At 58.6% G+C, this 22664-nt stretch carries 19 protein-coding genes; 7 read left to right on the top strand and 12 right to left on the bottom strand.

Annotated elements, in window-relative coordinates:
* The first annotated feature begins 54 nt into the window (after window positions 1–54).
* The 3 genes from PSV43_RS09785 (at window position 55) to PSV43_RS09775 (ending at window position 3622) form a co-directional block, all read left to right on the top strand.
* The gene (locus PSV43_RS09785) at window positions 55–1734 is read left to right on the top strand and encodes a HAMP domain-containing sensor histidine kinase (protein ID WP_300196242.1); all 1680 of its coding nucleotides are present in this window, start codon (window positions 55–57) and stop codon (window positions 1732–1734) included.
* Window positions 1731–2414: a response regulator transcription factor gene (locus tag PSV43_RS09780; RefSeq protein WP_300196240.1), complete on the top strand. Its 684-nt coding sequence runs from the start codon at window positions 1731–1733 to the stop codon at window positions 2412–2414. The genes PSV43_RS09785 and PSV43_RS09780 overlap by 4 nt, the downstream gene beginning before the upstream one ends.
* A 131-nt stretch (window positions 2415–2545) precedes the next feature.
* Entirely contained in the window at window positions 2546–3622 is a 1077-nt protein-coding gene (locus tag PSV43_RS09775) for a membrane dipeptidase (RefSeq protein ID WP_300196238.1), read from the top strand.
* Between the two features lie 15 nt (window positions 3623–3637).
* Here PSV43_RS09775 and rtcA read toward each other — a convergent pair whose 3' ends face one another.
* Window positions 3638–4663 carry an RNA 3'-terminal phosphate cyclase gene (gene rtcA, locus PSV43_RS09770; RefSeq protein WP_300196236.1) on the bottom strand — a complete coding sequence of 342 codons (1026 nt, stop codon included), beginning with the start codon at window positions 4661–4663 and terminating at the stop codon, window positions 3638–3640.
* A 207-nt stretch (window positions 4664–4870) separates the two neighbouring features.
* Between rtcA and PSV43_RS09765 the strand changes: the two genes are divergently transcribed.
* Window positions 4871–5386, top strand: a complete 516-nt coding sequence (locus PSV43_RS09765) for a hypothetical protein (protein ID WP_300196234.1) — start codon at window positions 4871–4873, stop codon at window positions 5384–5386.
* On the opposite strand, the gene PSV43_RS09760 is transcribed toward PSV43_RS09765, so the two are convergent.
* The 3 genes from PSV43_RS09760 to PSV43_RS09750 all read right to left on the bottom strand — a co-directional run bounded on the left by PSV43_RS09760 (window position 5387) and on the right by PSV43_RS09750 (window position 8278).
* A complete protein-coding gene (locus PSV43_RS09760; RefSeq protein ID WP_300196232.1) occupies window positions 5387–5971 on the bottom strand; it encodes a hypothetical protein in 585 nt (194 codons plus the stop codon).
* A gap of 26 nt (window positions 5972–5997) precedes the next feature.
* Entirely contained in the window at window positions 5998–7488 is a 1491-nt protein-coding gene (locus PSV43_RS09755) for an RtcB family protein (RefSeq protein ID WP_300196230.1), read from the bottom strand.
* 61 nt (window positions 7489–7549) lie between these two features.
* Window positions 7550–8278, bottom strand: a complete 729-nt coding sequence (locus tag PSV43_RS09750) for a slipin family protein (RefSeq protein WP_300196228.1) — start codon at window positions 8276–8278, stop codon at window positions 7550–7552.
* Window positions 8279–8755: 477 nt separating this feature from the next.
* Between PSV43_RS09750 and rtcR the strand changes: the two genes are divergently transcribed.
* Window positions 8756–10360 (top strand): RNA repair transcriptional activator RtcR, encoded by a 1605-nt coding sequence (rtcR, locus tag PSV43_RS09745; RefSeq protein WP_300196226.1) that lies wholly within the window; start codon window positions 8756–8758, stop codon window positions 10358–10360.
* Window positions 10361–10369: 9 nt separating this feature from the next.
* On the opposite strand, the gene PSV43_RS09740 is transcribed toward rtcR, so the two are convergent.
* Window positions 10370–11122, bottom strand: coding sequence for a pseudouridine synthase (locus PSV43_RS09740; protein WP_300196224.1), 753 nt, complete (start codon window positions 11120–11122; stop codon window positions 10370–10372).
* A 121-nt stretch (window positions 11123–11243) separates the two neighbouring features.
* Between PSV43_RS09740 and PSV43_RS09735 the strand changes: the two genes are divergently transcribed.
* Complete coding sequence (locus PSV43_RS09735; RefSeq protein ID WP_300196222.1) at window positions 11244–11957, top strand: L,D-transpeptidase; 714 nt, start codon at window positions 11244–11246, stop codon at window positions 11955–11957.
* On the opposite strand, the gene rsgA is transcribed toward PSV43_RS09735, so the two are convergent.
* Together rsgA and PSV43_RS09725 are read right to left on the bottom strand one after the other, a co-directional pair.
* Entirely contained in the window at window positions 11954–13084 is a 1131-nt protein-coding gene (gene rsgA / locus PSV43_RS09730) for a ribosome small subunit-dependent GTPase A (protein WP_300196220.1), read from the bottom strand. The two genes, PSV43_RS09735 and rsgA, sit on opposite strands and share 4 nt — an antisense overlap.
* The gene (locus PSV43_RS09725; protein WP_300196218.1) at window positions 13072–14589 is read right to left on the bottom strand and encodes a glucan biosynthesis protein; all 1518 of its coding nucleotides are present in this window, start codon (window positions 14587–14589) and stop codon (window positions 13072–13074) included. The genes rsgA and PSV43_RS09725 overlap by 13 nt, the downstream gene beginning before the upstream one ends.
* Before the next feature lie 100 nt (window positions 14590–14689).
* Here PSV43_RS09725 and PSV43_RS09720 point away from each other — a divergent pair, with 100 nt between their 5' ends.
* A complete protein-coding gene (locus PSV43_RS09720) occupies window positions 14690–15313 on the top strand; it encodes a hypothetical protein (RefSeq protein ID WP_300196216.1) in 624 nt (207 codons plus the stop codon).
* A 166-nt stretch (window positions 15314–15479) separates the two neighbouring features.
* Here PSV43_RS09720 and PSV43_RS09715 read toward each other — a convergent pair whose 3' ends face one another.
* The 5 genes from PSV43_RS09715 to PSV43_RS09695 all read right to left on the bottom strand — a co-directional run.
* Window positions 15480–16085, bottom strand: coding sequence for a hypothetical protein (locus PSV43_RS09715; protein WP_300196214.1), 606 nt, complete (start codon window positions 16083–16085; stop codon window positions 15480–15482).
* Window positions 16086–16134: 49 nt separating this feature from the next.
* Window positions 16135–17118 carry a C-terminal binding protein gene (locus PSV43_RS09710; RefSeq protein ID WP_300196212.1) on the bottom strand — a complete coding sequence of 328 codons (984 nt, stop codon included), beginning with the start codon at window positions 17116–17118 and terminating at the stop codon, window positions 16135–16137.
* 18 nt (window positions 17119–17136) lie between these two features.
* Complete coding sequence (locus tag PSV43_RS09705; protein WP_300196210.1) at window positions 17137–18576, bottom strand: DUF1501 domain-containing protein; 1440 nt, start codon at window positions 18574–18576, stop codon at window positions 17137–17139.
* An 11-nt stretch (window positions 18577–18587) separates the two neighbouring features.
* Entirely contained in the window at window positions 18588–19946 is a 1359-nt protein-coding gene (locus PSV43_RS09700; RefSeq protein ID WP_300196208.1) for a hypothetical protein, read from the bottom strand.
* Window positions 19947–19965: 19 nt separating this feature from the next.
* A partial coding sequence (locus PSV43_RS09695; RefSeq protein ID WP_300196206.1) for a DUF1553 domain-containing protein occupies window positions 19966–22664 on the bottom strand: 2699 nt, incomplete at its 5' end.

Here is a 22664-nt window from a genome sequence, read left to right as displayed (position 1 = left end):
TTTATAAATTTTAGATGACCGGATAAATCGCGAGGCTAAATTATCCGCCCGCGCATGCAGCAACGTCGCTCCACGATCCTGTTCACCATCCTAGTGGTTCTGCCACTGGCTCTGCTGGCGTGGCTGGGAACTTATCTCATTCGGGATGCGGAAAAGCGCACGGAATCCTCCATGCAGGCCATTCTGGCTGAGCGCCTTAGCTCGGCAGATCAACATCTTCTACATGACATGAGGCAGCTTACCGACCGACTCGATGTCTGGGGTGCGCAGAGCATCGGCTCAGCCCGTCTGATGTCCCAGCGGCTGGCCAAGCACCCCTGGATCGCTCAGACTTGGTCATTGAGTGGAGAAGGAGAAACAGTGCCACTTGAGGCATTTGAGGGTTCGGCGGGTTATCAGCCGGGGCCGATTTTTAGCGCTCCCGACCGCATCCAAGCGATTCTGGAAGCTACTAGAAACCCGGACAGCATGCCGCAATTTGTCTCCGTCCTGGAAGATGGTGGCCCGCCGTTTCAGCGTATCTATGTTCCAGGCAAGCTTTCAGCCATTCAACAGCGCTCCTCCCAGTGGATGACCTACATCAAGATGTTTGGCTTCCACATTGACGACCGGCCGGTGCAGTCTGAGCCCCCCATGTCCTGGAGCGGCTGGCATGTGGGTGATTCCGTTTTCATTTACTGGCATCGTTTTGCCGACGGCAGTCTGAGCTGCGCCTTGATGAACCCGCAGATGCTGATGAACTCCCTGTTTCAGCGCCTGCCGCAGCCCGGACTGGCCATTCCTCCCGGGCGCATGATGCTGACTACGGTCAAAGGCATTCCTCTGCACGAATGGGGCAAGAAGCTGCCTGGTTCTGAAAGCCCTCCTGCTGCCCACCGGGCCTGTTCGGAGCCGCTCTCACAATGGGAGATGGCCTACACTCCCGCGAATGAGGAATTTCCGAAGCCTTACCTTTTTCCGATCTTGCTCGGTGTCAGTTCCGGCATTGTGCTCGTGTTTGTGGTCGGGTGGCTCTATTTCCATGAGAGCGCCAGTGAGATCCGTGTGGCGCAGCAGCGCGTGACTTTCGTCAATCAGATCTCACATGAACTGAAGACGCCGCTGACCAATATACGCCTCTACGCCGAAATGGCCGCGCATCGCGCTGAGTCGCAGGGGGACACCATTGCCAAACGCCAGCTGGGTGTGGTGGAGGCTGAAACCTGCCGCTTGGACCGCCTGATCCAAAACGTCCTCAACTACGCGCGCCAACAGCGTGACAAGCTGACCATACAGCCCAAGCCGACAGCGCTGGATCAAAATGTGTCACGCATTGCCGAGTTCTGGAAGCCGCTGCTTGAGAATAAAGGCTTTGAAATAGACACCTCCCTGAACGGGCCAGAGACCGTCATGGCCGACCCGGACGCTATCGAGCAGATCCTCGGCAATCTCATTTCCAACGTCGATAAATACGCCAATCCGGGCAAGTGGATCTCCATTCGTACGGAGCATGACGAGCGCAACGCGCGCATCATTGTGGAGGATCGAGGCCCCGGCATTCCTTCCGGCAAGCGCCGCACGGTTTTCGAGCCTTTTGAACGCCTCCGCTCCGACCTTGCCGAAGGTGTCAGTGGGACTGGCATTGGATTGACCATTTCGCGCGAACTGGCACAGTTGCATGGCGGTTCACTCACGGTCTGTGCTAATTACCGCGAAGGCGCACGCTTCATTCTCACCCTCCCCAACCAGTCATGACCAAAATACTCATCGCCGAAGACGACGACCACACTCGCGATGCGCTGCGCGAAGTGCTCACCATGGAAGGCTACGTAGTCATCCCCGCCAGCGACGGCCTGCAGGCGGTGGATTTTTTCCGCGCTGAAAGTCCCGACTTCGTCTGCCTGGATGTCATGATGCCCGGCCTGAACGGCTATGAGGTCTGCAAACAGATCCGCCGTCAGGATGAAAAGGTGCCCATCCTCTTTCTCACGGCGAAGGCCGAGGAGATCGACACTGTCCTGGGACTTGAACTCGGTGCGGATGATTACATGACCAAGCCGTTTGGTGTGAAGGAGATCATCGCCCGCATCCGCGCCATCTTGCGCCGCACGGCTTCGCGTGGCGGCGGCAGGACGGACGATGATTTCACCATGGACGATCTGCGGATCGTGCCCACGGAACTGCGCGCCTATCGTGAGAAGCTGGAATTGGCCCTGAGTCCACGCGATGTGAAAGTGCTGCGGCTTCTGTATGAACGGCGGGGCAAGGTCATCGACCGCAACACCCTAGCCGACGAAGTCTGGGGCGTGGATTACTTCCCGGAAAGCCGCGCGCTGGACCAGCACATCTCGCAACTGCGCAAACGCATCGAGAAAGACCCGGCCCAGCCGCGCATCATCCGCACCGTTCATGGCGCAGGCTATCGTTTTGAATGACGCCCCATTCTGTCTGCGTAGAATGACGCTTCCATTGATTTGCTGCGCTCGCCCTATGGGCACCTTTCGGTAGTCTGTCTCGCGATCGCCCGGCTTGTCATTTCGCTTTTCATCATTCTTCATACTTTCCCATGCTCACCTTCGACGCCCACCTCGACCTCAGTCTCAACGCCCTCGGCGGCTTCAACCGCGACCTGCGCCTTTCCGCGCATGAGATTCGCCGTCGTGAGTCGGGCATGACCGGCAAAGGCCGTGCCCGCGGCACCACCGCCTTTCCCGACATGCGGCGTGGCAGGGTGGGCATCTGCGTCGCCACGCAGCTCGCGGGTTGCATGCCGGGTCCATCGCCCATCGCCGGGTGGATGTCAGCGGAGCAGGCGTGGGCGGAAACACAGGGCCAGCTGGCATGGTATCGTGCCATGGAGGAAGTCGGCGAGATGCGCCAGATCACCAATCTGCGCGAGCTCGACGAAATGTTGGCTCTTTGGAACAACACCTCGATTCCCGATGACGAAAAAGCCATCGGCTATATCCTCAGCCTTGAGGGTGCCGACTCCATCCGTACCGTAGGACATCTCGAAAGAGCCTGGGAACAGGGGCTGCGTGCGATGGGGCCGGCGCACTATGGCGTATGTCGTTACGCTCTGGGTCACGATCAAGTCGGAGGCCTGCCCGCCGCTGGCAAAGTGTTGATCAAGGAAATGGACCGGCTGGGGATGATCCTCGACGTCACGCATCTCAGTGATGAATGCTTCTGGCAGGCGCTCGACATTCATCAGGGGACCGTCTGGGCCAGCCACAGCAACTGCCGCGCTCTCGTCCCAGATCCACGTCAGTTTTCCGATGATCAGCTCACAGCCCTCATCGCACGCGGCGGTGTTGTGGGTGCTGCTCTCGATGCATGGATGATGGTTCCGGAATGGGTGCGTGGCAAGACGACCCCGAAGGAAGCGGGCCTCAAGCTCGAAGTCATCTGCGACCACATCGACCACGTCTGCCAGCTCGCGGGCAACGCTTTGCACAGCGGCATCGGTACGGACCTCGATGGCGGCTACGGCACGGAGCAGACGCCGGAGGATCTGGACACCATTGCTGACCTTTCACGCATCCCTGCCATGCTCAAAAAACGAGGCTATAAAGATGAAGATATCGCCAACATCATGCATGGCAATTATCTCCGCCTGCTGCGTGAAGCCTGGGCGGAGTGATGGCGCGCGGCGGCCTCAGTTGCAGCGGAGTTGTTTTACCCCCGGCTCCAGTTCCTCCACGGTGAACTTCACCGGCAGGAATTGCTCGATTAGTGCCATGTTCGTTCGGGAGTGATCGGTGATCGACAGTGTGTGAAACACGCCACCTCCTGCCAGGGCCATTGGCAGCAGCAGTTGATCCGCGAGGTGTGCGCCCACGGGTGCAGGCGAGGCGAGGTAGGAACGCAGGCCTTTCGCCGCGCCGGTCGCCACGCTTTCTGCGGACTTCCCCATCTGCGCGATGCCACTGCTGATTTCACACACGTTGGCAAAACGCGCCCCCAGCAGAATCGTATTGCCCGGGCCGGAGCTGTCATTTGCATAGCGGAGTTCGATTTGGTTCACCGGCCACTCCAAGATTTGGGAGGCCACGCTGATTTCACGCTCCGCGATGTCTCGATGCAGATGCGCATGGAGAACACGCCCAAACGTCTCCACAGCTTCGCCGCGCTCGATGAGTTTCAGCTTCTTCCATTTCTTGATGGGATCAATTTTCGCTGTGATCACGCCGCCGCCTGCTTGCATGAATCCATGACGCTCTAGGGACGCCGTGGCCTGCACGCCCATGCGTTGAATCACCGGCAGATAGCATTGCTCGATGAACTCGAACGGAGGTGCCATGGGATTGTGTGTGCCGCCTTCGATGCGGACCTTGCTCGCGCCATTGGCGTGCAGCAAAGCAGGGAGCAGGGTCTGCAACACGAGAGTGGTGCTGCCGCCTGAACCGATGGCGAAGGAGTAATCTCCGCCCATGATTTTGCCGGGGCTGAAGACGAGTTCCACCGAGCCGAGTTCAGCACCATCGACGCTTGCGCCGCAAACTTCTGCCGCTGCCTTCACGCAGGTGAGATGCTGACGCATCAGGCCCGGCTTCGGGCGCTTGCCTCGGATGTTGGTCATGCGAAACGTCTGTCCGGTGATAAGCGCCAAGGAGAGTGATGAGCGCAGGAGTTGCCCACCACCGGAGTCGCCGGAAATTTGGAGTGTGGGGGAAGATTTCATGTTTGTTTGACGTTCGAAATTGAACTAAGATAAAAAAATGAAAATGATGCAGACCGACGCTCAGCGCCTCAGCCATGAAGATCGGCTGCGCATCAGACGAATCGTCGAAACACAGGTTCCGATGAACGATGAAGATTGGAAGCGGCAGGTCTCAGCCCACGCGAAGGCAGGTCGCGACACCAAGTCTGCCCTGCCGCTCTGGAGGCGATGGACGAACCTCTTCCATTGAAGCAAGTCCCATTGCCGCCAGGATTTGGCTCGGCTCGGGGATCTGAGCATGAAGTTTGGTTCGTGCAGGGTGAAAGCCATGTGATCAAAGCCACCCATGCAGGTGAATTTGGTCGTGTTTTTGGCCCGAAACAGTTCGCCAGCCTCCCCGAATATTTAGCGCGCGTTGCTCTCACCAATGAGGTCTTCGGTTTGGATTGGGAGATTCTCGGTGTCCATGGCGAAGGGCGGCGCCTGCGGGTGGTAAGCCGCCAGCCGGTCATTCGAGGTCGAGCCGCCACGCTGGCAGAGATTCGAGAGTTCATGGTGTGTCGTGGGTTTGTGTTGCATCGCACTCGCTTTGGCGACGCTTGGTATCGGAAGGACGACAACTTGCTCGTGTCGGATGCTGAGCCGAACAATGTACTGGCGACAGACAATGGCTTGGTGCCGATTGATGTGCTGGTGTGCAAGCCATCGAATGAACTGCAATCTCAGTCAGGCATTGTAAGATGATCACCAAGTATTTCGCTGCGCCGACAAGTATTCGCTCACCGCGCTTGCCACTCCCCCAAGAAAGCGCGTCGAGATCTCCATCGCCTCCACAAGTGTGGACAGATTGATATGGCTGAGTTCAGTCAAATTACCCTGAAGTTTCTTATCAAAAGGATACCGAAAGGCAAGACTGCCTGGATCTGCCCCATGAAACCAAGCTACAACTTCCCGTAGTATTAGTGCCGCTTCGGGGAATGGCAGTTCAGGCCACACAGCATTCATAATGGCTTCAATTTCAGTCCAGAGTGATTGGATTTCATGGCTTCGACACAACTCCTCTACCCTTGCTTTTTCTCCAAGTAGCCGACGTCCATCCCAAACAATTTGCTTGAAGCTCAATTCGAGCGAGTGGCGATACAAGAAGCAGATTGGATGTATAGCGAGGTCTTTATAAAACCCTTCTTCACCAATGTGCTTCGACAGCATTTCCGCAGCTTCGCCATAGGAGTACGCCAGGATGTTAAAGTTACGTTGGGGAGTAATGCTGGCAATCGCATCCCCAGGTCTGATTTTAGTGATATGATTCTTGAAGTCGGTTGCGTTCATGATGACCGGTTTTGTGTTTTAATTATTCAATCATCCGCCTCCGCTGCGTCTTTGATGACAAAGCGGGCTTTGAGTTTGCAGACCTGCTGGGCGAGACCGGCGGCTTCGACGCTGCGGAGGACTTCTTTGAAATCCTTGTAGGCGTTGGGGGCTTCGTCGATTGGGTATTGGCGGGCATTGTAGAGGATGTCGTGGGTTTCGAAGTCGGCATCGACACTCTTTTGATCGAGCGTACGAGCCGCGGCTTTGCGACCCATGCAGCGGCCGGCACCGTGGTTCACGCTGTAGCAGCTTTTCACGGCATCGGGTTTCGCGACCATGATCACGGAGCCATCGCGCGGATTTCCGGGCAGGAGGATGGGGTGACCGGTGTTGGCGAAAGGGGTGTCTTTGAGGGCGTGGTGCCCACCGGGGAAGGCACGAGTGGCGCCCTTTCGGTGGACCCAGGCGAGCTGGTTATCGACCACTTCCTGACGAGCGATGTTGTGGCTGATGAAGTACACGAGCTCACCCGTCGTCCCTGGCAGCACTTCTTGGAAGGCTTCCAGCACGAGGGCATTGATGAGCATGTGGTTCACGGTGGCGAAGTTCGCCCCGAGCGCCATGTCATCGAGATACGCGTCCGCCTCGGGAGTTCCGAGCGGTGCATAGACGAGCTGTTTGTCATCGGCAGGAAAGGACAGTCCCCAGGTGCGGAAGAAACCTTCCAGCGCCTTGAACTGACGCTGCGCCAGGATGTTTCCGAACCCGCGTGATCCGCAGTGGCTCAAGAAGGCGACGTGATTGTCGCGCAGACCGAAAACTTCGGCGGTGGAACGCATGGCGGCGTCATCGGCAAGCTGCACGATCTCGCACTCACCGAAGTGGTTGCCACCGCCGTAGGAGCCGAGTTGCATCATCTTGTTTTCAAATCCGGCGAAGCCGTTGAACGAGCGCATTTTTTCCAGACGCTCGTGCAGCGTGGAGACGTTGCCATCGTGGCCGAGGTGCGCGCTGTCTTCGCAGCGAAGCGCCCACTCCGGCGGGATGCCGAGTGCTTCGCACACACTCTTGCTTGCGCCTTCGGTGCACACCTGCACACCGAGATCGACGGACACGCGGCGCGATTTTTTCGCCTCGCGCTGGCCACGGCCTGCGCCGGTGGGAGTACGTGTTAAAATGGCGTCGATGAGCTGGCGGCGGATCGCTTTGTCCATGATCGCGTCGGCAGGGATGTTCATCTGCAGCAGCGACATGGAGCACTTGATGTCCACGCCGACCGGGCCTGGATAGATGTGGGTTGGCGAAACCATCACGCAGCCGACCGGTGCGCCGTAACCGGAGTGCGCGTCGGGATTGAGCACGAGATCTGTCACGCCCGGAGCCGAGCGCGAGTTGAGCGCCTGCTCGATGCAGGAGGCGTCAAAGCCAGAACGGATGGCCTCGGTACCGATCACGGTGATCGGTTTACCGGCGTTGTTGCGGGCAGGCAGGATGGCTTCAGCTTCGGCGGTGATGTGGAATGGTGAGGTGGACATAAAAAGGTATCGATGGTTGGAAGCACCTGCTTGCGCATGCAACAGGGGCAGGAGGTTTTGATTACGACTTCATTGCAGCATGCAGCTTCTCGCTATCGGTCAGCCCCAGCACCAGCGTGTTGCCGACACTGGTTCCGATTTCCTGAATCGTTTGCAGGTAACGGAGCGAGAGGAGTTCGGGGTTGTCGCGCATGAGTTTGGCGGCGTTGGCGAGGCTGCGGAGGGCGGCGGTTTCGGAGCGGGCTTTTTCGAGCACGGCGCTGGATTCCTGGCGCTGCTGAAGCACGGCCATGTAGCTGCGCTTCAGTTCGGCGGGGAGCATGACATCGCGGATATCGATACGGTCCACTTTGAGACCGAGTGCAGCGGCGCGATCTGCGATGAGCGGCAGGAGCCTGGCCCCGTGTCCACTTTTCAGCTGGAGAAAGGCCTCGGCATTTTCAGCGGCGACGATTTGGCGCAGGGCGAGCTGGATTTCGACATAGAGCACCGCCAAAGGATCAGCGGAGGCGCGGTGCATGGTCAGCGCATCCGCCACGCGATACACGGCGACGACGCTGAGTTTCACCGCAACCTGATCGGCGGTGAGGAGTTCCTGGCCTTGGATGAGGATCATCTGTTCGCGGGTATCCACGCGCTTCACCTCATGCCCAGCGGTCCAGAAGCGATGCTTGCCCGAAGTAAGCACGCCGAGGTGGGAGCCGTTGCGAAAATGCAGGGCGATTTCGTGATCATGAATCACGAAGCTGAAACTAGGAGCGGGTTGAAAGATGGTGATGAAAGAGGTCATCGAGATTGGGATGGATGTGTGTTGGTTTTGAAAAATGATTCCCGCCCGGATGGCTGGCGGCTGATGACGGGAACTGCCTGGCTGCCCGCTCGCGGCGGCCTTCGCCGCGAGTGCCTGACAGCTCGCAAAGTCACCGAGCCGTTGTGTCCGCCCACCGCTTTCACGGCAGGCGTTCACCCCGGCCATCCGGGAAGAAAAAATGGGGGATCGAACCCCAGGATGTTAGTCCTTTACCAGAGGATCGCCCTCCTCACCGATGCGCAGCTCCCATTGGCACATCGCCGCTGGTCACCGCATGGAGTTGGAGAACGGGATATACTAATGCTAGTGGCGTGCCAATACCTGGCACGGGAGGGGCTGATGAGGCTGGAAGCCTTGTAGAATCAGGGAAAGAAAAAATTTAGTGTGTTTTATCGATGTTCGCCACACTTGATATTTTTGCTTTATTTTATCCTTTTGGATAGTTATTTATCCGTAATGCCAGCCAGCAACCCAACCACAGTCTTTGGATTCCTCGGATCGAACTTGGATCGTGCGGCGGGGCCGGAACGATGGTCCAAATGGCGGCCTACGGTGGCGATGTGTCAGCAGGAGGATTTGCTGATTGCGCGGCTGGAACTGCTGGCGGAGCCGAAGTTTGCGGATCTGGCGCGGCAGGTGAAAGCGGACATCAAGAAGGTGTCGCCTGAAACAGAGGTGGTGGTGCATGAGTTTGCGCTGAAGGATCCGTGGGATTTGCAGGAGGTGTATGAACGGCTCTATGATTTCGTGCGTGGCTACAGCTTTGATCCGGAGAGGGCGGACTACTTGATCCATCTCACGACGGGAACGCATGTGGCGCAGATCTGCTGGTTCCTGCTGAATGAGGCGAACTTCATCCCGGCACGGCTGCTGCAAACTTCGCCCTCACGCGAAGGCGGACGCGATGCGAAGGCGTCGGGGCGCTATGAGATCATTGATCTTGATCTGTCGAAGTATGACCGGCTCTCCACGCGCTTTGCGCAGGAGCAGGAGCGCACGCTGGATTTCCTGAAGAGCGGCATCGCCACGAAAAGCAAGGGCTTCAACAAGCTGATCGAGCAGATCGAACTTGTGGCGGTCAATTCGAAGGCTCCCATTCTCATCATGGGGCCGACGGGTGCGGGCAAATCCATGCTGGGCAGCCGCATCTACGATCTGCGGCGGTCACGCGCTGGCCTCAGCGGCAAATTCGTTGAAGTGAACTGCGCCACACTGCGTGGAGATCAGGCGATGTCGGCGTTGTTTGGTCATAAGCGCGGATCATTCACGGGGGCGCAGTCGGACAGGCCGGGACTGCTGAAGGAGGCGGACAAGGGGCTGATTTTTCTGGATGAGATCGGCGAGCTGGGACTGGATGAGCAGGCGATGCTGCTGCGGGCGCTCGAAGACAAGACCTTCCTGCCGCTGGGCGCTGACAAGGCTGTGCAGAGTGACTTTCAACTCATCGCGGGAACGAATCGTGATCTGCGGGTGCAGGTGGCTCATGGGAAATTTCGCGATGATTTGCTCGCGCGCATCAACCTATGGACTTTCACGCTGCCGAGTCTCGCCGAGCGCCGCGAAGACATTGCTGCGAACCTTGATTTCGAGTTGGATCGTTATGCTAAGTCGCATCGGCGGCAGGTGCGCATGAACAAGGAGGCGCGCGAGGCCTTCCTCAAATTTGCGCGCAGTCCCGAAGCGAAATGGAGCGCCAATTTCCGCGACCTGAATGCGGCGGTGACGCGCATGGCGACGCTGGCCCCGAAGGGGAGAATCACGGTGGGGTGCGTGGAGACGGAGGCTGCACGTTTGCGCGAAGGATGGCGGGATGCTGGTGCTTCAGCATCAGGCGGAGAATGCGCGGTGCTGACGGAGGCACAGAGAGCGGAGATTGATCCGTTTGATCTGGCTCAGCTCGACTTTGTTTTGCAGGTCTGTCGAGAAAGCAAGACGCTCTCGGATGCCGGACGCAAGCTGTTCGCGGTTTCGCGGGCCAAGCGTTCGAAGATGAACGATGCGGATCGGCTGAAGAAGTATCTGGCGCGCTTTAAACTGAGCTGGGATCAGTTGAGGACGTGATGACGCGGCTTACCGCAGTTCCTGCGGCTCACGCGATTTCAAGACTTCGTACTTGGTGAGTTCCCGCCACTGGCCTTTTTGCAGGTTGCCGAGGACGAGCATGCCGATTTTGACGCGGACGAGGCGGAGGACTTCGATGTTGAAGGCTTCGAGCAGGCGGCGGATGTGGCGGTTGCGGCCTTCATCGAGGACGACTTCCAGCCAGATGTTCTTTTCGCCGGCACGGAGGATTTTGATGACTTTGGCGGAGAGGTGGTCACCTAGCTCCTCGTCAACGACTCCCAGTCTGATCTGCGCGAGGCGCTTCTCGTCGAGGGTGCCGCTGATTTGAACGTGATAGGTTTTGTCGAGATGGGTGTCGGGATTGGTGATGGTGTCGGCCCAAGCGTTGTCATTGGTGAAAAGCAGCATGCCTTCACTGGCTTTGTCCAGCCGGCCCACAGGGGAGAGGTGCGGGAGCTTGGAATTCTCGAAGCAGGAGAACACGGTCTCGCGGCCGAGTTCGTCCGAGGCGCTGGTGACGAGGCCGCGCGGCTTGTTGAGCATGACGTAGAGACGCGGTGCCTGATTGATGCTGACGTCATCCATGATGATGACGTCCTTTTTGAGCACCACGGGGAACTCCGGATTCTTCCGCACGACGAGGTTTACCTTCACCTTGCCCATACGGATCAGTTCGGTGGCACGGCTGCGTGAGCAGAAGCCGAGCTTTGACATGGCGCGGGCGAGGCCGGTACGGGTGGGGGGTGGCTGGGGAGGCATTAATGCATGTATTAGCGCATCTGCGGCTGCTTTGCCGGTGGAATTTGTTAGTGAATAAGCATGGACAGTAGGAAGAGGGTAAAGACTGCTTCAGTTCCTTCGTATCTTGAACCGAACTTCTATGATTTCACGATGCGCAATCGCGCTGCTCTTTTCTCTATTGGCGTGCCTCACGCTGGCCTCCCCTACTTGCGGAGCAACGATTGATGCCATCACCTTCGCCGCCGAGCCTGGGAAACTGTTTCTACCGGTGAATGAAGCCCTCGATGAGTTGAAATGGCCTGTAGGGCGAGATGAAATGGGCAGGGTCTTGCTGCTGAATGAACTGGGATTACGAGCAGGCTCACTGCGCACGCTGACGGACGGCACTGAACTGGTCAGCCTGGATCTCCTGGCTGAGGCCGGAGCACAGGTGTCGCCAATGGATGAAGAAGGTCGTGTGAAAGTAGGAGGTTTGTTTCGTGGATTCACGTTGAAGGCCGGGGCACAGCGAGTGGTGGTCAGCCTCAAGAATCAGCAGCTTCAGGGATGGCAGGGAGATCGTTTGGTGCTTCAAACCCACATCAGTTCCGGCCGCGATGGGCGCACGCCAGCGGGTGAATTCCGCGCCGGGCCATTCCGCACGCGCATGCATCATTCCAGCCTCTATCACAATGCACCGATGCCATGGAGCGTGCAGATCAATGGCAACGTCTTCATTCATGGGTTCACCAGTGTTCCCGATTACCCTGCCTCCCATGGCTGCATTCGAGTGCCACTGACAGACGGTAATCCGGCGAAGTTCTTCTACGAATGGGTGCTCAACGGTTCTCCGGTGAGTGTAACAAAAGATTAACCTCGCGACCTCGGTTTCAAATCGCGCTCGATATCCTCGCGGTCGACACGATTGCGCGCTTTGATTTTGTGATCGCGTTTGTTGCGGCGTTCGACGGTCATCTGGCGTTTTTTGCGCTGTTTGCGCAGCTTGGATATTTCATCCTCCAGCTTGAGATAGCCTTCGTAGCGCTCGGCATCGAGGGTTCCAGCCTCCACGGCAGTGCGGATGGCGCAGCCGGCATCGGTGCCGTGCTTGCAGTCGTGGTATTTGCACTGCCCGGCGAGTTTCTCGATGTCGGCAAAGCGTTCGCGTAGCGTGGTCTCATTCGTCCACATCTGCACCTCTTTGATGCCGGGATTGTCGATGAGGATGCCACCTTTATCGAGCACGAGCAGTTCGCGCGCGGTGGTGGTGTGGCGGCCTTTGCCGGTGACTTCGTTCACTTCATCCACCCACTGCCAGTCCTCACCGAGCAGCAGATTGACGAACGCGGACTTGCCGACGCCACTGGAACCAATCACGGCCACGCTCTGACCGCGCTTGAGGTAGTCTTTCAGTACTTTGAGCCCCTTGCGTTTCTTGACGCTGGTCACATGCACGTCGGCATCCGCATTCAGTGCACGGATCGCCTCGGCGGCCTCTTGATTTTGCTTGTCGGGATAAAGGTCGGACTTGTTGACCAAGACGACCGCCTTCGCACCGCTGCGGGCGATGAGGGTGAAGTAGCGCTCCATGCGGCGCAGACTGTAGTCCGGCCCGGCATCGGTAACGACGATGACTGCGTTTACGTTTGCGGCGATGACTTGTTCCTCTGCGCTGAAACCGGAGGCTTTGCGTGAGAAGCAGGTCTGGCGCGGCAGGCGGGCACGAATGATGTTGTCACCGTTTTCGCCGCCAACTTCCAGCGCCACCCAATCCCCCACGGCAGGAAGTTCGGCATCGGTTTCAGCATCGTGATAAACTTTGCCGCCCAGAATGACCTCAAATTCATCGAAGCCGTTCGTGCCGTCTTCAAGCAGCGCGCCGTAGCTGATCTTGTTGTCGCGGATCAGGCGCGCGGGTTTCCAGCCCTGCTCGCGAAACGGCTCGAAGTGTTTCGCGAAGAACTCGTTCCAACCCAGATCGATGAGACTTAGCGACGCCATTGGTACATCCAGCGTTCAGAAATGACTTTCTTCTCGTCTTTCAACTCCATCATCATTTCCAAGAGGTTGGAAGTCTCAGGGATGTCGAGCTTGAAGAAGGCTCGCCAGCCGCCGGTCTCGCTGTTGCGCATCACGCGCTTGTCCAGGATTTTGGCTTCCCCACTGCTAAGAACCACATCGATTTCAGGTGTCCAGTCCTTGGGTTTGGCCGCACCGTTATCCACACCTTTGGCAAAATCGACGACGTAAAGGTGATCATCTGCGTCCATCACAAAGCCACGCCGGGTGCTGATGACTCTGCACAAAGCGCCGGGCAGGTGTTGATCGAGCCAGTGCAGCTTGTATTCGACTTTGAGCGGCTCAGCAGGCGTTGCGGGCAGAATATCCGGTTTCCACATCGCCACGATGTTGTCCCAGGTTTCTTCGCCGCTGGACAGTTCGACGAGCGTCACCGCGCCTTTGCCAAATCCGCTCACCGGCTCCACCCACACCGCGGGACGGCGATGGTAGTTGGCTTCGAGGTCCTGGAAGTTGTTGAAGTCACGGTCCCGTTCCGCGAGGCCGAAGCCCTTGAGCTTGTCCGTTTCAAAAATGCTCAAGCGCAAGTCCCGACTCACATCAAGCGGACGCCAGATGGACGGCCCGTCTTTGATTTCGACCTGCAAACCGTCCGAGTCATGCACCTCGGGCCGGAAATCATAGGGTTTCGGATGCGAGTTCTCGCCAAACCAGAACATGCTCGAAAACGGTGCGATGCCCAGCATCTTCACCGGCTTGCGCAGATGCAGCGTGGCCTTGATCCTCATCTCTGTGCTGATTCCGGGGGTGGATTCAATCTCATACGCGCCGGTGATGCTCGGCCCATTGAGCAGCGCGAGCAATTTGAAGGACTTTTCTCCTGCTTTTGGCTGCTTAAACCAGAAATGCGTGAAGTCAGGAAACTCTTCCGGTGCACCGCCGATGGTGTTCACCGCCACCCCGCGTGCAGAGATGCCGTAGCCGAGCTGAGTGGTCACCGCACGGTAGTAGCTGGCTCCCATGAACACCATGAACTCGAAGGGGCGCTTGATCAGGGAGTCCGGCGCCAGCACGCGGAAGCCGGCGTACCCCACAGGATTTTTTGCATTCGCCGGGATTTTGAGGTCGCCGTATTCGAAATGACTGCGGTCAAAGGGGACATCGACAGTCTGGGGTTCCTTGATGTTGTAAAAGACGACGGGCTTTTTGAACATCCAGCCGGGATGGAAGAACTCGACATGAAACGCATCGCCCTGGTCGGCAAACAACGCCTTGTCGCCTAGGAAGCGGATCTGCCGATGACCATCGTATTTCAACCCCTCGAAGAACGGATCCAGATTCTGCGTCGGTGCCTGATAGGGCTGCAGTGCCAGTTGTGCAGCCACTTTTTCGAGATCGGCAAAGCCCTTGACCGATTCCAAGGCGATCTGGGCCAAGCTCGGCGATGCGGAAAGAACCAGAGCGGCAAACGGGAGGATGAATTTCATGCGGGAGGGGTGTGCTAGGATGCAGCACGCAGGGTGCCAGTCAACCGGTGTAGCAGGAAGCTCTTGCCAAAGGCGCGGTCAGGCGTTGCATCTTCTCCGCATGCCCCCTGCCCCCACCGCGAAGCCGCTGACAGTCATTCTGTTCAATTCCGCCTACATGCTCACAGCCGTCATTGGGGCCATTGTCCAAGGCAACAGCGAGTTCATTTTCTACATTGTGGTCATGCTCCTACTGATCGGGGTCATGAGCGCGGTCCATCGAAGCGTGGGGCTCACGACACCGCTGCTGTGGGCCTTTTCGTTGTGGGGATTCGCCCACATGGCTGGCGGCCTGTGCCCCCTTCCCTCCGGCTGGCCTTACAATGGTGACCAGGCGGTGCTCTACAGTGCCTGGATCATGCCGCATTGGCTGAAATATGACCAAATCGTCCATGCTTACGGCTTTGCTGTCACCACCTGGCTCTGCTGGCACCTTTTGAGCAAGGCCCTGCGTCAGCCTGATGGCAGCGCTGTGCGCCCAACTTTCGGCATGCTCACCCTATGTGCGGCTGGCGGCATGGGTTTCGGTGCGTTGAATGAAGTCATCGAGTTCATCGCCGTGTTGACGATACCCAATACCAACGTGGGCGGCTACGAGAACACCGGCTGGGATCTCGTTGCCAATTTCGTGGGGGCGACCCTCGCGGCGGTGATCATCCGCTGCCGCAGCGGAATCACCCGCTGATCTTCAGCTCGCGAAACAAGTGCCGAGACCCCAGAACCTGTCTTTGGACAGCTCAGTGGTGGACGTTTCTTCGAGCAGCGTCTGAGGTTCTGCGCTCTGGATGTCACCCCAGAGAACTCCGAGCAGCACCAAGAGGGAACAGATGCATTTCATGAGAAGCAGCCGTTTATGGCTTTGCCTCACCGCTGATCTTGAGATTGCGCACTTTCACGGACTTCCCCGCTGCCAGCCAGCTGCGAGACTTCGGCGTCGCGAGAAAAGCATGCTGGGCGCGCAGTTCCTGGCCGTCGAGATTGGCGGCCATCTGATCGCCCTGCCATTCGACGCGCAGCTTGTGCCACTCGTTGGGTTTCACTGTCATCGGCAGTTTGGCAATGGTGTGAGAGGGCTTCACCGAATCTTCTGCGATGCTCAGACCCGCAGCGCCAACGACAACCCGGCCCACATGCTTGTCGGAATCACAACCGACGAGGAAGCTGCCCGGGCCTTCGATCAAAAACTCCACTTCAATTGTGGCGCTTGCCAGGCCTACTTTGTGATGCAGCACGGGGATGTGCTTCTGCTCCGGCAGATCCAGCACGCTCAGCACCCCGTCCTGCGGAGTCCACTTCCCTTTGGCAATGCTGAAGCTGGCGTCCAGCGGTGCCTTGAAATCAGGCGTGGCAACGACCGGTAAAACATGATCGTGCAACAGTGGTTTGGCTTCCCCCGATAAAGCCGCTGAGACGAGGGAGAGTGCGAAAGTAGCGGCGAGAAAACGACGGAGATTCATGGGGCGGCCTTTGAAGGAGAAGATTTTAATAAGATCACAATAGAGCTTCTCAGGAGCAAACGTCGTTGACCACATTTTCTAGCGGCTCATTGCGCACGGCGGCGAGTGCAATGCGGGCGGAGGTGCTGCGCATTTCGATCTTGCTCTCCACGCTGCAAAACGCCGCGTGGCAGGTGACGATGAGATTTGGCGTGGCGGCTTCTTCGGCGGTGCGCAGGGGTTCATCTTCGATGACATCGAGTCCGGCGCCAGCAATTCGGCCTTCGCGCAGTGCAGCGAGGATGGCGGCCTTCTTGATGACGCTGCCACGCGCTGTGTTCACGACAAAGGCGGAAGGCTTGAGCAGTGCCAGTTCCCGCTCGGCGATGAGGTGATGCGTTTCCTGATTCAACGGGCAATGCAGCGAGAGGACGTCGGTTTGCGCGAGGAGTTCGTCGAGCGTGCGGATGCGGGCGATGCCGACGGCCTTGTCGGCGCCATTGGGAAGATAGGGATCATAGAAAATCACACGAAAGCCGAGTGCCTTCGCACGCAGCGCGGTTGCGGTGCCAATGCGGCCAAGGCCAACAATGCCGAAGGTGAGGGTGCTGATACGGCGGAGTTTTGGGGTGATACAGATGTGCCAGCCGAGTTGCTTTGCTTCGGCATCCAGCGGCATGATTTGACGGCACAACGCCATGGCGAGCGCGATGGCGTGGTCGGCGACTTCTTCGGTGCCGTAGTCGGGTACATTGCACACGGCGATACCGCGCTCGCGTGCGGCAACGACATCCACGCTGTCAAAGCCTACGCCATTGCGAATGATGGCGCGGCAGTGCTGAAGCTTCGCGATGCCGTTGGCCGTGAGTGGCATGTTGTGCCAGATAATGATGGCGTCTGCGGTGGTGACTTCATCCGTCAAATCGGCGTCGGTTTCGCAGAGTGTGCGCGTGATGCGTGCGACGGCGCCGATAATCTGGCGCTCGATGGCGGACTCGGGATCACCCTGCGGAGAGGTGGTCCAGTCGATGATGGCGATGTGGGGTTGGGACATGTAAAAATGAGGACTGGGCTATGCGAGAATATCTTTGATGACGTGCCCGTGCACGTCGGTGAGACGGCGCTGGATGCCGTTGTGGTAGAAGCTGAGTTTTTCGTGATCGATACCGAGCTGGTGCAACGCGGTGGCGTGGAGATCGTAGCAGTAGGCGGGATTTTCTGCGGCTTTGGAACCGAGATCGTCAGTGCTACCATACGCCGTTCCGCCCTGAACCCCGCCACCGGCCATCCAGGCAGTGAAGGCACCGGGATTGTGATCGCGCCCTTTGCCTTGTGCGGCAGGCTGGCGACCAAACTCGCTGGTGCAGATGACGAGTGTGCTGTCGAGCATGCCGCGTGATTTCAAATCGCGCAGCAGGGCCGCAGCGCCAGTGTCGAGCACCTGGCCCCAGTAGCCGTGGTCACGCACGAGGTCTTCGTGGCGGTCCCAGTTCGGGCGGATTTTTTTTGCGGTGGTGTTTTCTGCGCCGCAGTAGATCTGCACGAAGCGCACGCCACGCTCGACCAGCCTGCGCGCAAGAAGGCACTGCCGGCCAAATGGGCCGATGTCCTCGTGATCGAGCTGGTAGAGCTGTTTGGTGACATCGGTTTCGCCACGCAGGTCGGTAACTTCCGGTGCGCTGAGTTGCAGGCGAGCGGCGAGTTCATAGGCCGCGATGCGGGCTTCGAGCTCCGTGTTGCCCGCACGCTCGGCGGCATGTGCGCGGTTGAGGTTTTGTAAAAACTCACGGCTGGTCTGTTCGGTATCGCCTCGCAGTTGAGCGAAGCTTTTGGGCGGAAACAGATCGGCGATGGGCGGCTTTTCGGCATCAGTCTGCAAGGTCGTTCCTTGATGCACGGCGGGAAGAAAGCCCGCGCCCCAATTGATCACTCCCCCGGGTGGCAGGCCGCGCTGATCAGGGAGCACGACGAAGGCGGGCAGGTTCTCGCTCTCGCTGCCGAGACCGTACGTGACCCAGGCCCCCATGCTGGGAAAACCGGGCAGGATGAAGCCGGTGTTGGCCATGAACATCGCCGGTCCATGCAGCGCGCTCTTGCTCTGCATCGAGTGAATGAAGGCCATGTCATCGACACAAGTCGCGAGCTGAGGGAAGAGATCGCTGATCCAGCGTCCGCACTGGCCGTGCTGACGAAACGGCCAGTAGCTGCCCTGGCAGTTGCCCGGTTTTGACGCGAAGAACTGCATCTTGCCATCGGGGTCGAAGGGTTTGCCACTGCGCTTGGCCAGTTCCGGCTTGTAGTCCCACGAGTCCACATGGCTGAGTCCGCCGGGGCAGAAAATCTGGATCACTGAACGTGCCTTGGCCGGCAAAGGCGGACGTCTCGCTGCGAGCGGATTCGTCGCGGCCCGAGCGTCTTCTTCCAACATGGAGGCGAGTGCGATGCCGCCGAAGCCGCTGCCGATTTTTTGGAGAAAGTCGCGGCGTGTGGGACTGGAGAAATGATTGCTCATGGTGGTGTGATTCAGCGAATCCAAATGCCTTTGCCGGTGCCTCCTTTGGGCGTGGTCTTGGGGTAGTCGGGGTTGGGCTTCAGTTCGATGACGTGAACGACTTGCTTGATGGGCAAATCGGCTGATGTCTCGTGAATGCGAACGCCCGAGACGCTCAGGTTGCGCATGGTGCAGTCGAGGTCGGGAGAGAAGATTTCGGTCCAGGTAGCCGGGGCGTCCGACTTGTGTTTGTAGGTCTGCGATTTCGGGCCGAGTTCGATGAGGTGGAAATCTGCGGCGAGCGGGAAGTTAAGCTTCACGTCGCGCACGGCCAGGCCGTCGATGTTGGCATGCACCTGAATGCTGCCGGGGCGGCTCAAGGTGAGGTTTTCGAAGACGATTCTGCGCAGCGTGCCGATGCCAACGCTGGCGTCGTTGTCACGCCCTACTTCGAGGTTGGGCTGGTCGTAGAGCTTGAAGTCTTGGATGTCGGTGATGTCACGCACCGTGATGTCATGGATGGGACAGTCGAGCGTGGAGCCGTCGCTGAAGCGTTTCACACCGGGGAGCATACGGATGGAATTTGCCGACGGGACGCCATCGGGCGAGCCATGCACATCTTCGATGACGATGTGATGGATGGCCCCAAAGCTAGGCGCGTAGTTTTTCCATTCCCAAGCGTTCAGAGCGACGGTGTCATCATGCGAAACACCGCTCACGCGACGGATAAGCCCTTGGCTGGCCGGGGCATTCACGTGCACTCCGTCGCGACCGTGACGATCCAGCGTGACGCCATCGATGGTAAATTCCTTCACGTTGGCCAAGTGCACTGCGAAGGCCCGGCTCTGACGCACGGTGACGTTGCGCACGGTCACCTTGCGGACGTTGTGAAGAAGGATGACGCCGTGGGTGCCGGGCACGGAATTCTTTTTCGACGATGCGCCACGCAGGTTGCCGTTGTTGTCCTTCACGCCATTGGCCAAGGTCGTCCAAATGCCGCCTTCGATGGTGATGTCGGTGTCGGGCTTGATGTTTTCGGGTACCGGTTGGTCCGCGTATCCGATGATGTGCTCGTTGCGCACCATGCAGGTGTTGCAGCCGGGTTTCAGGCGGATCTCGGCGTCTGGATCCGCCGTGAGTTTCTGGCCGGACTTCAGGATGATAGGCCCATCGAGGTAGTAGGGCTGATTGCGCTTCGGCAAATGGGCAGCATTGTCTTTGTCGAGGGCGGTCTGGATGGCGTCGTTCCAAATTTCCCCGTGGACTTCGCGAGGCCCCGTATCGGGCCAGGATTCAATCCAGGTGGAAGCATGCGCCAACTCGGAATCCACATCAGCGGCAGACAGCGGCGCAAGCAGCCCGAATAGAAATGGAATGATTTTTTTCTTCATTGGGGAAGGGCTGAGTGAATCAGTCGAGGTAAACAAACTCATTCGCATTGATGAGCATGCGGCAGAGGGCGAAGAGACCCTGCTCGGCGACGAGGTGGGTGGAGACGGCGAGTTCTTCGTCTGTGGGGGAACGTTGGAAACAGAGTGCGAAGGCGCGGCGGATGGCAGCGGAGCGTGAGTCTGTTTTGTTTTCAATGAGGGTGGCGAGGCTCCTGGCCTGCTGCAGCATGAACTCATTGTTGCTCAGTGTGAGGGCCTGCAGTGCGGTGGTGGTTTGTGCACGGGCCGGGGTAAAATTAGCGGGATCAGGACAGTCGAGCGTGGACATGAACTGATGCGGCGTGGTGCGCACCACAAAGCGGTAGATGCTGCGACGCAGGAGTTCGGGCTTGTCGGGCGTGATGTAGTCGTAGATGGGCGCATAGGCCTCGGTGTAGTTGAAATCGCGATAGCCGGGGCCGCCCATTGCGGGATTCAAAGTGCCTGCGACACTCAGCACGGCGTCATGCACGGACTCGGCATCCAGGCGGCGCGGATTCTGCCGCCAGAGCAGGCGATTTTGGGCATCCAGACGCCGAGCGGTTTCATTGTGGGAAATGGACTGCTGCCGATACGCGGCGCTCATGACGATGAGCTTGTGCATGTGCTTCACCGACCAGTTGCTACGCAAAAATTCATCGGCCAGCCAGTCGAGGAGTTCAGGATGTGAAGGTTTGTCGCCGCCGAGGCCGAAGTCGCTGGGGGTGGTGGTGATGCCCTGACCGAAGTGATGGTGCCAGAGACGGTTTACAAGCACCCGACTCGTGAGTGGGCTGGCGGGATGAGTGATCCACTCCGCAAGCATACGGCGGCGCTGACCTTCAGGCATGGCGTTCGTGCCGAAATCGATGCTGGCGTGCGGGGCCCAGGCAAATGCACCGGGCTGCACTTCCTGCTGCGGGTCTTCGGGATTGCCACGGCGCTGTACTTGAACCACTGGCGGCTGGGCTTCACTAACGACGGCGTAGACTTTGGCGGGATCAGGCAGGGCTTTGAGCGAGGCGTCCAGATTGACGGCTTGTGCCCGCAAATGTTTCAATTTCTCCTGATCGGCGGCGGTGAGCCTACTGTGCTCCACCTCTGGTACCAGCCGCGCATCCCCCAGAAACAGCAGATCGCTGCTGATGCCATCGCCGCCGTCGGTGGCGATGAGGGTGAGGGTTTTTGCCGTCGCAGGAATGGCGATGTCGAGATGGGTGAATTCATCCTTGCGCATTTTAAGCTTCTGAAATTTGCGCTCAGTATCCACATACACAGTGAAGTCTGCGCGTGAGGCTGCGCCACCTGCATCGGCACCGAAGCCGAGAGCGGCGGTGAAATGCATGAGGCCGAGGCCACTGCTCTCTCGAATCTTTGCGAGATCAAAGGTGATGCCGCTGTTGGCGTGCAACCCGAGGATGGAGTGGTCCTTTTCCGCGTAATCTACGCCGCCGATCTTGGTGCTACGCTGTGCGTTCAGAGGGCCGTTGCGGATCGCATCCCAGGTGTGGCCGCTGGTGGCTGGCAGTCCTTTGACTTCTTGTTTGGCGGCCACTGGCACGGGATTGCGGCCATCTGGCACGAAGACCCACAACACCCGACGCTCAGCGTCCTTCACTTCAGCGGGCCATTCGATGCGTTGCAGGCGGTTCGTCTGAATATCGCGATGGTAGCCTAGTTTGCTGGTCGTCAGATTGCCCGTGCGCAAATCAATGCCTCGTCCTTTGACACCACCGCCCACCATGTCGGCAAGATCGAGGCCTTCACCGGCAAGTTTTGCGATCTGGGCACGCGCCGCCGCCAATTCCTGTGTGAAACGTATCTTTTCACTGGCGATGCGCTTTGCTGCTGCGCCGTCCACCTCGCGGTCTCCGCGCTTCGCTCCGGCAAAGACGGCCCACAAGCGGTAATATTCCTCCTGCTTGATGGGATCGAGTTTGTGATCGTGGCAGCGTGCGCAGTTCACCGTGATGGCCATCGTCGAGGTGATAACCTGCGTGACCATGTCATCTAGATCTCCCGCGCGGGCGGCGCGTCTGAGCATGTCACTCTTGGTTTCCACCTGCCCAACAAAGTCCCACGGCCCGGCGGCGAGAAAGCCGGTGGCAATGACGGCGTGCGGATCATTCGGCGCGATCACATCACCCGCGATCTGTTCGCGGATGAATTGATCGTAAGGCTTGTCGGTGTTGAGCGATTCGATGACGTAGTCTCGATAGCGCCACGCATTCGGGCGCAATTGATCACGCTCAAATCCGTGCGTGTCGGCGTAATGAGCGATGTCGAGCCAGTGCCTCGCCCACCGCTCGCCGTAATGAGTGGAGTGCAGCAGTTCATCCACCAAGCGTTCGTACGCCTTCGGATCCGCATCCTTCATAAACTGCTCCACCCGCTCTGGGGTCGGTGGCAGGCCGACGAGATCGAAGCTCAAACGGCGAATCAAGGTGCGCCGGTCCGACGCAGGGGACATCACGAGATTTTTCTCCGCAAGCTTCGCGTTGATCAGCGAGTCAATGGAGGCGTCTTTAGTCGCTCGCACGGGCTGCACGGCCCAATGCTGGAGGCGCTTGTCCACGACGGCCGCTTTGTCAGCGGCGTTTTCGGGCCATACAGCTCCCGCCTTGATCCACGTCTGCACCAACGCGATCTGCTCCGACGAAAGGGGCTCGCCTTTTGGCGGCATGCGTTCGTCGGCATCGG

This window comes from Prosthecobacter sp. (assembly GCF_029946185.1).
GTDB lineage: Bacteria > Verrucomicrobiota > Verrucomicrobiia > Verrucomicrobiales > Verrucomicrobiaceae > Prosthecobacter.
Note: the sequence above shows the minus strand (reverse complement) of the source record. Positions and strands in the feature narration are given on the sequence as shown.